Source organism: Pseudomonas sp. DNDY-54, from assembly GCF_019880365.1.
Lineage (GTDB): Bacteria > Pseudomonadota > Gammaproteobacteria > Pseudomonadales > Pseudomonadaceae > Stutzerimonas > Stutzerimonas stutzeri_P.
Map to the genome: position 1 here is coordinate 1623809 of NZ_CP082271.1, position 13355 is coordinate 1637163.

The 13355-nt window shown below is 54.9% G+C and carries 16 protein-coding genes and 1 tRNA gene; 11 read left to right on the plus strand and 6 right to left on the minus strand.

What is annotated here, in order from left to right; genetic code table 11:
- Positions 1-4: 4 nt before the first annotated feature.
- Genes K4O48_RS07675 through K4O48_RS07685 form a run of 3 tightly spaced genes read left to right on the plus strand, consistent with a single transcriptional unit; the run spans position 5 to position 3204 of the window.
- Positions 5-253 (plus strand): OadG family protein, encoded by a 249-nt coding sequence (locus K4O48_RS07675; protein WP_222911435.1) that lies wholly within the window; start codon positions 5-7, stop codon positions 251-253.
- Positions 254-275: 22 nt separating this feature from the next.
- Positions 276-2057, plus strand: coding sequence for a sodium-extruding oxaloacetate decarboxylase subunit alpha (gene oadA / locus K4O48_RS07680; RefSeq protein WP_222911436.1), 1782 nt, complete (start codon positions 276-278; stop codon positions 2055-2057).
- A gap of 10 nt (positions 2058-2067) precedes the next feature.
- Positions 2068-3204 (plus strand): sodium ion-translocating decarboxylase subunit beta, encoded by a 1137-nt coding sequence (locus K4O48_RS07685; protein WP_222911437.1) that lies wholly within the window; start codon positions 2068-2070, stop codon positions 3202-3204.
- Positions 3205-3367: 163 nt separating this feature from the next.
- Here the strand turns inward: K4O48_RS07685 and K4O48_RS07690 are convergent, their stop codons facing one another.
- Positions 3368-3691 (minus strand): Arc family DNA-binding protein, encoded by a 324-nt coding sequence (locus K4O48_RS07690; RefSeq protein ID WP_222911438.1) that lies wholly within the window; start codon positions 3689-3691, stop codon positions 3368-3370.
- A gap of 217 nt (positions 3692-3908) precedes the next feature.
- On the minus strand, positions 3909-4091 hold the full coding sequence (locus K4O48_RS20590) for a PA3371 family protein (protein WP_248496776.1): 183 nt from the start codon (positions 4089-4091) through the stop codon (positions 3909-3911).
- Positions 4092-4624: 533 nt separating this feature from the next.
- Between K4O48_RS20590 and K4O48_RS07695 the strand changes: the two genes are divergently transcribed.
- A tRNA-Arg gene (locus K4O48_RS07695) sits at positions 4625-4701 on the plus strand.
- 158 nt (positions 4702-4859) lie between these two features.
- Here K4O48_RS07695 and K4O48_RS07700 read toward each other — a convergent pair.
- The 4 genes from K4O48_RS07700 to flgA form a co-directional block, all read right to left on the minus strand.
- The gene (locus K4O48_RS07700) at positions 4860-5609 is read right to left on the minus strand and encodes a flagellar brake protein (protein WP_222911439.1); all 750 of its coding nucleotides are present in this window, start codon (positions 5607-5609) and stop codon (positions 4860-4862) included.
- Between the two features lie 74 nt (positions 5610-5683).
- Positions 5684-6154 (minus strand): flagella synthesis protein FlgN, encoded by a 471-nt coding sequence (locus tag K4O48_RS07705; protein ID WP_222911440.1) that lies wholly within the window; start codon positions 6152-6154, stop codon positions 5684-5686.
- A 45-nt stretch (positions 6155-6199) separates the two neighbouring features.
- The gene (gene flgM / locus K4O48_RS07710) at positions 6200-6526 is read right to left on the minus strand and encodes a flagellar biosynthesis anti-sigma factor FlgM (protein ID WP_222911441.1); all 327 of its coding nucleotides are present in this window, start codon (positions 6524-6526) and stop codon (positions 6200-6202) included.
- Between the two features lie 103 nt (positions 6527-6629).
- The gene (flgA, locus tag K4O48_RS07715) at positions 6630-7382 is read right to left on the minus strand and encodes a flagellar basal body P-ring formation chaperone FlgA (RefSeq protein WP_222911442.1); all 753 of its coding nucleotides are present in this window, start codon (positions 7380-7382) and stop codon (positions 6630-6632) included.
- Between the two features lie 83 nt (positions 7383-7465).
- Between flgA and K4O48_RS07720 the strand changes: the two genes are divergently transcribed.
- From K4O48_RS07720 to flgF, 7 genes are all read left to right on the plus strand, one after another.
- On the plus strand, positions 7466-8398 hold the full coding sequence (locus K4O48_RS07720; protein ID WP_222911443.1) for a chemotaxis protein CheV: 933 nt from the start codon (positions 7466-7468) through the stop codon (positions 8396-8398).
- 37 nt (positions 8399-8435) lie between these two features.
- Positions 8436-9260: a protein-glutamate O-methyltransferase CheR gene (gene cheR, locus K4O48_RS07725; RefSeq protein WP_409518928.1), complete on the plus strand. Its 825-nt coding sequence runs from the start codon at positions 8436-8438 to the stop codon at positions 9258-9260.
- A 203-nt stretch (positions 9261-9463) separates the two neighbouring features.
- Positions 9464-9868 (plus strand): flagellar basal body rod protein FlgB, encoded by a 405-nt coding sequence (gene flgB, locus K4O48_RS07730; protein ID WP_222911444.1) that lies wholly within the window; start codon positions 9464-9466, stop codon positions 9866-9868.
- A 14-nt stretch (positions 9869-9882) separates the two neighbouring features.
- On the plus strand, positions 9883-10326 hold the full coding sequence (gene flgC, locus K4O48_RS07735) for a flagellar basal body rod protein FlgC (RefSeq protein ID WP_222911445.1): 444 nt from the start codon (positions 9883-9885) through the stop codon (positions 10324-10326).
- Positions 10327-10343: 17 nt separating this feature from the next.
- Positions 10344-11024 (plus strand): flagellar hook assembly protein FlgD, encoded by a 681-nt coding sequence (gene flgD, locus K4O48_RS07740; RefSeq protein WP_222911446.1) that lies wholly within the window; start codon positions 10344-10346, stop codon positions 11022-11024.
- 31 nt (positions 11025-11055) lie between these two features.
- Positions 11056-12411, plus strand: a complete 1356-nt coding sequence (gene flgE / locus K4O48_RS07745; RefSeq protein WP_222911447.1) for a flagellar hook protein FlgE — start codon at positions 11056-11058, stop codon at positions 12409-12411.
- A gap of 191 nt (positions 12412-12602) precedes the next feature.
- Positions 12603-13343, plus strand: a complete 741-nt coding sequence (gene flgF, locus K4O48_RS07750) for a flagellar basal-body rod protein FlgF (RefSeq protein WP_222911448.1) — start codon at positions 12603-12605, stop codon at positions 13341-13343.
- Positions 13344-13355 lie beyond the last annotated feature (12 nt).

A 13355-nucleotide genomic window follows, 5' to 3' on the forward strand; every position in this document is an offset into this window, starting at 1 on the left:
CCCGATGACCCCCAGCGAACTCTTGCTTGAAGGCGTCGAACTTATGCTGTTCGGCCTAGGTTCTGTCTTCGTCTTTCTCGTGTTGTTGATTGTTTGTATTCGTCTGATGTCTTCAGCGATCAGCCGCTTCGACATCGCGCCGACGGTTCAGCCTGTATCCGCTCAGCCTGCTACTGCCGTAGCCGAGATGGACGCCGAGCTTCTTGCCGCCATCCAGGGCGCCATTCATCAGCACCGTGCTCGTCGCGGTTGATTCAGGATAGAGAGTTCTCCTCATGACTTCTGTAAAACAGCCGCTCGGCATAACCGACGTGGTGCTGCGTGACGCGCACCAATCCATTCTCGCTACGCGCGTTCGCCTCGAAGACATGCTGCCTATCGCCGGCAAGCTCGATCAGGTTGGGTTTTGGTCGGTCGAGTCTTGGGGCGGCGCAACCTTCGATGCATGCATTCGCTATCTCGGCGAAGACCCATGGGAGCGCATTCGCGAGCTGAAGAAGGCGATGCCTAATACGCGCCAGCAAATGCTGCTTCGAGGGCAGAATCTGCTGGGCTATCGGCATTACGCCGATGATGTGGTTGAAAAATTCGTCGAGCGGGCTGCGGTAAGCGGGGTCGATGTGTTCCGTGTGTTCGACGCTATGAACGATCCACGCAACCTTGAAACTGCACTACGTGCTGTCAAGCAGCAGGGCAAGCACGCACAGGGAACGATCTCTTACACCACCAGCCCGGTCCACACGCTGGAGATGTGGGTTGATCTAGCCAAGCAGATCGAAGACATGGGCGCCGACTCGGTCGCGATCAAAGACATGGCCGGTATCCTCGCCCCGTATACGGCGTATGAGCTGGTTTCGCGCTTGAAAGCGAGCCTCTCGATACCGATTCATATGCAATGCCACGCCACGGCTGGCCTGTCGACGGCCGCTATCCTCAAAGCGGTCGAGGCGGGTATCGATAACGTTGATACAGCAATTTCGTCGCTATCGATGACTTATGGACATTCGCCTACAGAATCGGTGGTTGCGATCTTCAAAGGCACCGAGCGTGACACCGGGCTCGATCTGGAGCTGCTTGAAGAGATCGCCGCCTACTTTAGGGAGGTGCGCAAAAAGTACGCGAAGTTCGAGGGAACGCTCAGGGGCGTAGATTCACGAATCCTGGTCGCTCAGGTACCAGGCGGCATGCTGACCAACATGGAAGGCCAGTTGAAGGAGCAGGGTGCGCTCGACAAGTTTGATGAAGTGCTGGCAGAAATCCCTCGCGTCCGCGAAGACCTCGGCTTTATACCGCTGGTAACGCCGACGTCCCAGATCGTTGGCACCCAGGCGGTCATTAACGTGCTTACCGGTGAGCGCTTCAAGTCGATCACTAAGGAAACCGCCGGCATTTTGAAGGGCGAATACGGCTCCGCGCCGGCCCCCTTCAATTCACAGCTACAGCAACGCGTGCTCGACGGTGCGGAGGTCATTACGTGCCGACCCGCCGACTTATTGCAGCCGGAAATGGACAAGTTGACAGTGGAACTGCGAAAGCTGGCGGAGGAAAAGGGAATCAAGCTTGCCAAGGACGAGATTGACGATGTCCTAACTTATGCGCTGTTTCCTCAGATTGGTCTCAAGTTTCTAGAGAAGCGCGGTGATGCATCTGCGTTCGAACCGATGCCGACCGGTAAAGAGCAGGCGGCGCGTGAGCCCGGTGTAGCGGAGGTCTATACCGTTGAGGTCAATGGTAAGTCGTTCGTGGTGCAGGTCAACGAGGGTGGTGACATCGAAGGCCTCAAGCCGATCGGTGACGCTCCGGCAGGCCCGACGGTGGCTTCTTCCGCGCCTGCGGCTGGCGCAGGTGAACCTCAGTTGGCACCGTTGGCAGGCAATATCTTCAAAGTGCTTGTGCAACCAGGGCAGCTGGTTCAGGAGGGCGATCTCGTGATCATCCTTGAGGCGATGAAGATGGAAACTGAAATCCGTGCATTCAAGGCCGGCACCGTCTCGGGTGTAAACGTCAAGGTCGGCGATGCGGTGTCGGTGGGCGATAGCCTGCTGACGCTCGCTTAAGGAGCGCTGCATGGATAAGTTGCTCAAGCTGTGGCAGAGCACCGGCTTGTATCACGTCGAGCCGGGACAGCTGCTGATGATCGTGGTGTGCCTGGCGTTGATCTATCTGGCGATTCGCAAGGGGTTCGAGCCCCTGTTGTTGATCCCGATCGGTTTTGGTGGGGTGCTCGCAAACATTCCGGTCGCCAACATGGCCGAGGGTGCGGGCATTCTGAACTTGTTTTACGAGGTCGGGTTGCCGACCAGCGTATTTCCACTGCTGATCTTCATGGGTGTGGGTGCGATGACGGACTTCGGTCCGATGCTGGCCAATCCCAAGACGCTGCTGCTCGGTGCAGCCGCGCAGTTCGGGATCTTCGCGACATTGCTCGGTGCGTTGTCACTTGCGGCGATGGGCGTTCCTGGTATGGAGTTCACCCTGCGAGAAGCGGCTTCGATTGCCATCATCGGTGGCGCTGACGGTCCTACCTCAATCTTCGTTACTGCAAAACTTGCCCCGCACCTGCTCGGGCCAATCGCTGTGGCTGCCTACTCGTATATGGCGCTTGTTCCGCTGATCCAACCGCCAATCATGCGAGCGCTCACGACAAAGGAGGAGCGTGCCATAGTCATGACTCAGCTTCGTCCTGTGGGACAGGCAGAGAAGATTGTTTTTCCGCTTATGCTTGCGTTGTTGGTCGGCATGCTGCTTCCCGACGCTGCGCCTCTGGTTGGTATGTTCGCGTTCGGTAACCTGCTTCGCGAATGCGGCGTGGTTGATCGTCTGGCCGATACCTCGCGTAATGCATTGATCAATATCGTGACCATTGCGCTGGGGCTGACCGTCGGCTCCAAGCTGTCTGCCGAAGCCTTTCTGCAGATGAAGACGCTTGGCATCCTGTTGCTTGGAATGGTTGCCTTTTGCGGCGGCACTGCAGCGGGTGTTCTGATGGCTAAGTTGATGAACCTGTTCAGTAAGAACAAGATCAATCCGCTCATCGGGTCAGCGGGAGTTTCGGCAGTGCCCATGGCAGCGCGCGTCTCAAACAAAGTTGGCCTAGAGGCCAACCCGCAAAACTTCCTGCTGATGCACGCAATGGGACCAAACGTTGCGGGCGTTATCGGTTCGGCCGTGGCAGCAGGGGTACTGCTTAGTTTTGTCGGGTAGGGGTTCACTGCTTCAATTGACAATGCTTGCATCGATGAGATGCGAGCATTTTTTTGGCTACTAGCCAACCAAGCGTTTTGAATCCCTACAAAGTTCTTTGGTTGAACGAAAAACGCCCCGATTTGAGGTCGAGGCGTTTGAGAATAGGCAGGCATTAAGGTGGTTAGTCTTCTTTCGCTGCTTCGGTATCCTGAGCGATCAGCGCGATGAGCGCGTTTTGCTGACGATGGGCAAGCTGACGAAAACGCTGAAGCAGTTCTCGCTCATGAAGCGTCAGCTCGGGGCTGTCTAGACGCATATTCAGATCGTCATCTAGGGCACCCTCTTGAAGGAGGCTTTGTTCCAGGCGGGCGATGATCTCCGAATTCATGCTGCGATGATGGTTGCGCGCAACCTCAGCAATACGTTCACGCATTCCGTCTGGTAGACGAACCACGAATTTGTCAGCCGTGCGGCTGGAATAAACTGCCTGCTTCATAGGGCGCATATTAAACCGGTTAGTCAGGTGGGCGATGGTGGCTTATTGCCGTTCTAGTCACCGGTCTGACAACCAAACAGCCCTTGCTGTTCCACGACCTGCAAAAAAGATACTAGACGGCTTTATGACGTCAAGTATACGTCGGTATTGCGAGGAGTAAAGCTGTGCGTGATGTCAAACCGCCTTTACTGTGAGCTGCCTTGAATTCTTCGCATTTGCCGCTGCGCTAGCGTAACACTGGGTCAAATTTAATCCGTCGACCAATTAGCAGAGATAGCACGAACAGCATCCCAAAAAGCACCGTGCCGCCTTCGACTAACAATTCCCATGTATCTGGCACGCTAGCCAGCATATTGAATGCGCCACAGGCAACGCTCAGCACTAGGAACAGGCAACCATAAATCGACATTTGTTCTCTCCTTGATCGAACCTTCAGCTGCAGTAGCGGGTCTTTAAAACACCCAGCGCTGTGGCTGCGCCGGCTTGATTACTTCTATCCCGCTGATTGTCTGTACGGGGGCCGATAACCTATAGCTCACTGAAGGTTGGGCATGTTGCGTGGCTGCCGACGCTTGCGAGCGATCCATAGCTGGTGTCGTACCCTCAAATTGAATAGCGGCGGCGGTTACCAGAACCGCTGTGCTGAGCAGATAGGCTGGGCGTAGCATCGGCGTCTCCTTCGCATGAAAATGGACCAGATGACTTAAGCATCCCGCGTGCCAGATTCGAATGAAAATAAGTCCTTTATTTTCAGATACTTACGATTCTATTTGCTTGATGTCTCGTGCGGTCTGCACGATGCTCGATATGTGCTCGTGCAATATGCAATAGCCATTTATTTGTGGGTCTCTACACCGCTTGGTCTGATTAAAACCTGGGGTTTGACGGCTACACGCGCATGACAAACGAGCCGAGCCTCGTTAAGATGCTGCCGCCTCATTCGTCCCAGTAGCTCAATTGGATAGAGCATCCCCCTCCTAAGGGGAAGGTTGTGAGTTCGAACCTCGCCTGGGACACCAGCTTGAACAGAGCAGTTACTCGCCGCCCTTCGGCGCTCGACAGAGGGGTGACAAGGCGCGACGAATCGGCAAGATGAAAGACTTGCCGGTTCACTCGGAAGGAGGGGTGTTGGCTACCGGTCGGCTGTAGCAACGCAACTGCGTAGGCGCGAGAGTAATCAGCTAAAGCGATCGCTCGCTTGGTCGCGCCGCGCTTCACGTTGCAGCTGATAGACGAATCGCTCGATCTGCCGTTGCATCAGGCCGCCCAGCCGGTAGAAGCGCATGCCGCAGAAAGTTAAGCCAAGCTTCTCATCAAACACTACGTGTCGCAGCTCAGCTGCAGTGGTAACCGTGCCGAAGGGCAGCTTGGCAACCAGCTGTTCATAAACTTGCCCAGCCTGAAGGCCGCTTTGGTGGTTGCCTTGGAAGCTCAGCTTGCAGCCAGTAGCCGACATGTCGAGCACTTTGCCTTCCAGTGTCTTTCTGATTGTTTTGCCGCTGAGTTCTGCCGTAATAGGCTGCCCTAAAAGGGGCGCCCGGTAAGCGTTGCGTCGTTGATGGTAGAGAACCTGGTCGGGCATAGGCGCCCAATAGCAACGTGCATCGTCTAGCTCGCCTGGGTGCACCGGGTGATCATTGTTCCAGGCGACACGCACTCCATCGCAGTACCCCTCAATATGGAATGGCTCTCCCAATCCCATCATGCGTTCGCCGTCGCTAGGGATGAGTTCGTCGAGCGCAATCCACCCCTTTTCGCGATTAATCTCTATCAGATATGTCTGATAGCGCTGATTGCGCTCGGCGAAGCGGACTAGCAACGGTATGTGGTTATCCAGCAGCAGGCGCAGGTTTGCTTGGATTTCGGTTGCGGTCTTCAGGATTTGAGGAGGCTGGGGACCTTCATCCTCGGCGAAAGGATTAGACACTTGTTAATGCTCTCCGGCATTGCGCGACGTCACGTGCATAGTAGCACTCTGCCTCTACTGGGCAGTGTGCGTTTTCATGCTTGGCTGAGCGGGCGATGATGTGCACTTCTGGCCGCTGCGCCGCGACGGTCGTACAAATCAGGCGTTTGGCTGCTGCCGTGCAAAACCTGCAACATGCTCCCGACTGCGCTCTGGTTAGCGCGGATGAGCTTGCCGTTGCGCTCATTGGCGTCTCGGCATGCATCCAAGATGCGGTTGAGCTGCTCGGCCTTTAGAAGAATTTCATCGCCAAATGGCGTGCGCGCGGCAAATGCCGCGAGCCCGGCCTGATCAGGGCTAAGCTGCGCAATAACAAGCGTTTGGCTGCGGAGCATGCCGTGCTGGCCCAACAGCGCAAGCAAAGTTTGTTTTTGGGTAAGCAGCTGCTCCAACGTTGCCAGGTTGCGTTCGGCAAGCGCTTGATACTCAGTGTTGGTGAGCTCAAGAAGCTTCTGTGCAGTGCCGATATCGTCAACGAGCTGCTGAAGCACTTCGGTGTCTTCCATAGTGGCCTCTAACGCGGTGACGCTTGGCGAGAATTACTACAACGGTCAACGCTGACTTTCGAAGGCCAGCAGTTTCGATGCAACTCGCTGGTTGTCCACCTGGTAGCTACCGTCGGCAATGGCTTGCTTGATCTGTGCTACACGCTCCTGATCGACCGCTGGCTGTTGATTAAGCTTGTCGGTGGTCTGCTGGAGACGTTGCGCTTCCGGGCTGAGCTGAACGCTTTCGCCAGATGCTTGCGCGCTGCCACTATTCTTTGGCGCATCGGCGGGGGCTTGCTGAGCAGGTCGTTCAGCGATTTGAACGTTAGTGGTACGCCCATTACTAGGTGAATTGACGGCGCTGTTGGGCCGGTTGAAATCGATAACCATGATCGAAACCTCGAATAAGTCAGGACGCTTGCCTGCTTTTCGGCAATGCCACGAGAAACTTTAGCTTTTTTTCGGAAGCGGGTTCTGGCGAGCGCTCACTCGATTACATCGCAACTTCCACCTGGCCGGGTCCGATGACGCGTGCTCTGATCGTTCGTCCGGATCGTTGGTTTTTGACCCGAATCTGGCTGCCAAGTGCACCGTCGGACAATGCTTCCCCTGGCATTCTTACATTTATCGTCGAATTTTTCGCACTGATCACTACCTGGTCGCCTTTGCGAACCACCTCTGCGGCTGAAATATATGTAGGCGCAAGCACTTGGTCGGGTAGGGCGCTTCGGGTGAGCTTGCTTCCCAGTACTTGATCTAGAGCAGTCAAGTATCCTTGGTTAAGAAGACTGACATCCCGCTCGGCAAGGGTGACATCGGCATGCTCTATGATGCTTTCCCGCGTAAGGGGTCGTCGAGCTACGATTACCTCACGGAACAAATGGACCTGTGCAGGAACGAAGACGGACCAGGGCGCTGAGCCTTCGCAGCTGACCCGCACAGTTGTTCGGCCGATCGGCTGCGCTGGACTTTCGAGTTTGGTGGCCAAAGGGCGATCACAGGATGCCAAGCGCAGGCGGGGGTCGAGTCTGTTGACCTCTACCTCGTGCCGGGCCTGGATTTGGCTACGCTGCAGATAGTCGGTCACTTCCCGCTCAAGAAACCCGCGGGTTGCGTCGATAAGCTGTTCAGGTCGCGTCACGCTTGCTGAATCTGCAAACGGGCTCAGCCCGAAGAAAGCCGTAACCAGGATTGCACGGTGGAGCGCCTTGCAAGGACGCCGGAAAAAAGTCGTCTGTTTGCTCATGGAGTCATAGAAGCAAAGGACGTGCCGTCAAGCCGAACTACGTGGCGTTCTTTACGTCCATTCGCAAGCAAGAGGAAACTGGCATGGCCGGTGTTTTGGATTCGGTAAACCAGCGTACCCAGCTGGTTGGGCAAAACCGTCTGGAGCTGTTGTTGTTCAAACTCGATGGGAAGCAGCTCTACGGTATCAATGTCTTCAAAGTTAAAGAGGTTCTCCAATGTCCGCGCTTGACGGTCATGCCTCGGTCTAGCCCCGTTGTGCGTGGAGTTGCCAATATTCGCGGCAACACACTGTCCATCCTTGACTTGTCTCTGGCTACCGGAAAGCCGGCGCTGCAAGACCTGCCCAACAGCTTCGCCATCATCGTTGAGTACAACACCAAAGTACTTGGCTTCCTGGTGCGCTCGGTTGAGCGGATCGTCAACATGAATTGGGAGTCCATTCTTCCGCCCCCCAAAGGGGTCGGGAACGACCATTATTTGACGGCCGTTACGCAGCTAGATGGACAAATGGTCGAGATCATTGACGTTGAAAAGGTGCTCGCTGAGGTGGCGCCTGTTTCCGAAGTGCTGTCGGTGACTATTGCGGATGAGGAAACCAGCAGTAGGGCTTCCACCAGTCGCGTGCTGATCGTCGATGACTCATCAGTCGCACGGAAACAGATCATTCGTTGTCTACAGAATCTCGGTATAGACGTCGTTGCGCAGAACGACGGTCGGCAGGCACTGACGTATCTGCAGAAAATGGTCGCGGAGGGGAAGAAGCCCTCTGAGGAGTTCGTGATGATGATCTCTGACATCGAAATGCCGGAGATGGATGGTTATACGCTGACCACCGAGGTGCGACAGGACCCTGCCATGCGGGACATTCACATACTGCTGCACACGTCGCTCTCGGGCGTGTTTAACCAGAGCATGGTCAAACGAGTCGGTGCTGACGATTTTCTTGCCAAGTTTCAGGCAGATGATCTGGCCAACCGAGTAATAGAACGGATCCGGGCTACGGATAGGAAATGAGGCGACGTCCTCTCATTACGACTGGTGGGCTTTATTAGTGTCAGGTGATCCGGATTTTGAACAGTTCCGAGTATTCCTCGAAAAGACGTGCGGCATCCTGCTGGGCAGCAACAAGCAATACCTGGTTTCAAGCCGGTTAAACAAGCTGATGGAGCAGCAGGGTCTAAAGACGCTGGGAGATCTGGTTCGCAAAATCCAGGCTCAGCCGCGCGGCGGTCTCCGTGAGCAAGTCGTGGATGCTATGACGACCAATGAGACGCTCTGGTTCCGGGATACTTATCCCTTTGACGTGCTCCGCAGTCGCGTGCTTCCTGAGCTGCTCAAAGGCGCGCCTGGGCAGCGGTTGCGAATATGGTCCGCTGCCTGTTCGTCGGGGCAGGAGCCGTATTCGTTGTCGATGACCCTCGACGAGTTCGAGCGCAATAGCCCAAGCCAGCCGAAAACAGCGGTGCAGATCGTGGCGACCGAACTGTCGGGGACAATGCTTGCTGCGTCCAAGGCTGCTGAATATGACAGTCTCGCCATTGCTCGAGGCTTATCGAGCGAGCGCCTACAGCGTTATTTCGACGTCAAAACACCTGGTCGCTGGGTCGTCAAGCCCGCTATCCGCGGTCGGGTTGAATTTCGGGTCCAGAACTTGCTCGATAGTTACGCGGTGCTGGGGAAGTTCGACATCGTCTTCTGCCGCAACGTGCTGATCTATTTTTCTGCGGACGTAAAGAAAGACATCCTCAAGCGGATTCACGCGACGTTAAAGCCGGGCGGTTACCTCTTTCTGGGGGCTTCCGAGGCACTGAACGGCCTTCCTGAGCTGTACCAGATGGTCCAGTGCAGCCCGGGCATTATCTACAAGGCGAAGTAGATTCATGAAAAGGCGGTACACCGGCAGAAAACTGTCGCTCTGGATCGCCTAAAGCGGCAACGCCATGGAAAACCGTTGCCGCTTTTGACGTTACGTTTCTCGCATCCTCTCGTAAACCCCTTAAAAATCAATTATCTAGATAAATGGCACGGCCTTTGCTGGTAGTTTGCTAAGCAGACTTGTATCCGGCAGAGGGCCAGATCATGAGCATCAGTTTCGACAAGGCACTTGGCATCCACGAAAAGGCGCTTGGCTTCCGCGCTCAACGCGCAGAGGTGCTTGCCAATAACATCGCCAACGCCGATACCCCTAACTACAAGGCTAGGGACCTCGAGTTCGGTTCTGTACTCGCGGCTCAGCAAAGCAAGGACCAGGGCGGTTTCGGTGTCGCAACGACCAGTAGCAAGCACATCGCGGCGCAAGGGATGGAAATCGCCGATCCCGGTCTGCGTTTCCGTACACCGACACACGCCTCGCTTGATCAGAACACCGTTGATGCTCAGGTAGAACAGGCAGCCTATGCCGAAAATGCTATCGACTTTCAAGCAAGTTTCACCTTGCTCAACAGTAAGTTCAGGGGGCTGATGAGCGCCCTGCGCGGCGAATAAGAGGAGCGAAAGCCATGTCCCTTAGCAGCGTATTCAATATTGCCGGCAGCGGCATGAGTGCTCAGAGCACGCGCCTGAACACCATCTCCAGCAACATTGCCAACGCCGAAACGGTGTCGTCCAGCGTTGACCAGACCTACCGCGCACGGCACCCGGTTTTCGCAACCATGCTCCAGCAGGCGAATGGTCAGCCGGACCAATCGCTATTCGCCGAGCAGAATCAGGCCGGTGCTGGGGTTCAGGTGCTTGGTGTGGTTGAAGACCAGAGTGAGCTACAAGCGCGCTATGAGCCTAACCATCCGGCGGCGAATGAAGAAGGGTACGTGTACTACCCGAACGTCAATGTCGTTGAAGAGATGGCTGACATGATTTCCGCGAGCCGTTCATTCCAGACTAATGCCGAGTTGATGAACACGGCCAAGACCATGCTTCAGAAAGTTCTGACCCTGGGTCAGTAACCTTACGAGAGATAGCCATGAGCACGACAGGCGGCGTTAGCGGTACCGGTTCGGTAATGGACCAATACCAGATCAAAGATCGCGAAGTAAAAAGCAATGATCTCGGCAAGAACGAGTTTCTTGAATTGCTGGTGACCCAGCTGAACAACCAGAACCCGCTGGAACCCCAGGAGAACGGCGAGTTCATTGCGCAGCTTGCCCAGTTCAGTACCGTTGAAGGGGTCGAGAAACTGAACTCGAGCATGGAAACCATGTTGTCCGGGTATCAGTCATCCCAAGCGTTGCAAGCGTCATCACTGGTCGGCCGCAAGGTAATAGTGCCAACCGATAAAGCCGTTGTGGATACCAGCGAAACCTTCAAAGCCAGCATCGTGCTTCCCACGACCAGCAGCAACGTGGCGGTCAATATTTATGACAGCTCGGGTACTGCAGTGAACCGGATCAACATGGGGCCGCAAGAGGCTGGCAATGTTTCATTCATGTGGGATGGCAAGGACTCGAGCGGCAAAACCTTGCCGCCCGGTACATACCGATTCGAAGCGCAGGCCACTTATCAAGGCGAGACGAAGGGGTTGTACACCATGCTTCCCGCCAACGTAGACAGCGTCACGCTTGGGCAGAACGGCGGGGAGCTGCAGCTCAACCTGGCCGGTGTGGGCAGTATTGGACTGTCGAAAGTCCAGGTCATTGGTCAGTAACTGCCGGCACGCCCGGTAACAGGAGCAGTTCATGTCGTTCAATATCGGCCTAAGCGGCATGCGTGCCGCCAGCAAAGATCTCAATGTCACAGGTAACAACATCGCGAACGCTGGCACGGCGGGCTTCAAGCAGTCACGGGCGGAGTTTTCTGATGTTTATGCAGCCTCCATGGGTGTGGGTAAGAATCCGGTGGGCAGCGGTGTGTTGCTTTCTAATATTTCCCAGCAATTCAATCAAGGAAATATCAACTACACCCAAAATGCCCTTGATCTGGCTATCAACGGAAATGGTTTTTTCCAAGTCAGTAACAATGGAGCTTTAAGTTATACTCGTGCAGGTTATTTTGGTACCGACAAGGTTGGTAATATAGTCGATAATTTTGGATATAACCTGCAGGGCTATACGGTTGATGATAATGGGAATCTTCAGGTTGGTGTTGTGGGTAACTTGCAGGTTAAGACCAATAGTCAAGACCCCAAGGCGACTAGTCAGCTAGCGCAGACACTCAATATTGACTCAACTAGCAAGGTTCCCGTTACTACTCCTTTTAACCGCACGGACCCAACGACCTATAACTCATCCACGTCTACGAATATCTACGACACCCAAGGGAATGCGCATGTATTCACGCAGTATTTCGTCAAAGATGCTGCGAATAATTGGACCATGTACGCGCTCGTAGATGGCAAACGACCTAATTTTGACGCAAATGGGGCAGCGTATCAGGACACGCCATTTGCTTATGATGTTGAGTTTGATCCTGCGGGCAAGCTAAGTTCTTTAGAGCCGGTAGACACTACAGTTGGTGGTTTCCTAGTGGAAAATCCAACATCTGTTGGGACTAATACGGGTATGTTAGCCTTCAGTCAGGCTGATTGGGTTCCGATAATTGAACAACCCGCAGGATCTGGAGTTTTCGTTAAAAACTTGGCCACGGCCGATCCGGCCGGCTTAAGTATTGATATGCGAGGATCTACCCAGTTTGCGAGCTCGTTTGCAGTTAGCAGTGTTAGCCAAAACGGCTATACAACTGGTGAGTTGGCTGGTTTGGAGATAGACGAAACTGGAGTCATTTTCGCCCGGTACACCAACGGCCAATCCAAGATGCAAGGGCAGATTATCTTGGCGGACTTCGCTAATACACAGGGCCTAACGCCGGTAGGTAAAACGCAGTGGGTACAGTCGTTTGAATCTGGAGAGCCTGTACGAAACCCGCCGGGTAGCGGCACGCTAGGTGCCCTGCAAGCCGGCGCCCTTGAGGATTCCAACGTCGAGCTATCAGACCAGCTCGTCAACCTGATCGTGGCTCAGCGTAACTATCAGGCGAACGCCAAGACCATCGAAACTGAAAGCGCTATTACCCAGACGATCATCAATCTGCGTTGATGATTGCTCAAGCCGCACCGAGGCGGCGGTAAATTGCCGTCTCGCTTTTACAAGGCCCGTCAGGGCCTTTTTTTTGCGATAAATTCTTTGTGAATCAACAGTTTAAATTTCTATCATTGCAGTGGCACGTCTATTGCTAAGTTGGTGTATGTAGATCTGGTTTGCGTCAATTAGCGTGTTTCGGAGGTTCGATGGACAAGATGCTCTATGTGGCAATGACGGGGGCGAGCCAGAACGCTCGAGCCCAGCAGGCACATGCCAACAACCTGGCAAACATCTCAACGACAGGCTTCCGTCGCGACTTCGAACAGGCTCGCTCGATGCAAGTGTTTGGTGACAGCTTTCCGGCACGTGTCTATGCAATGACCGAGCGCCCGGGCACTGATTTCAGCTCCGGCACCTTGCAGGAAACGGGTCGGGACCTGGATGTGGCAGTCGAGGGTGACGGCTGGATCGCCGTGCAAGCACCTGATGGCGGTGAAGCCTATGCCCGTACCGGCAGCCTCAATATTGACACCCTTGGCATGCTGCGGACCGGCGACGGTTTGCCGGTGCTCGGCAACGCCGGGCCGATTGCTGTGCCGCCAGATCAGAAAATCGACATTGGCGCAGACGGGTCCATCAGCATCCGCGCGCTGGGTGAAAACCCGAATGTGGTCGTCGGTGTTGACCGTTTGAAGCTGGTGAACCCTGACCCGAAGCAGCTGGAGAAGGGCACCGATGGCTTGATCCGAATGAAGACTGGTGAGGCCGTAGAGGCTGACGCCATGGTTCGTGTGACATCGGGCTTTCTCGAAGCCAGCAACGTCAATGCGGTGGCCGAGATGACTTCAATGCTCGCGCTGTCCCGCCAGTTCGAGCTTCACGTGAAAATGATGCGTACTGCCGAAGAAGATGGTGCCGCTGCGGCCCGAGTCTTGCAGATCAGCTAAACAAACTAGGCG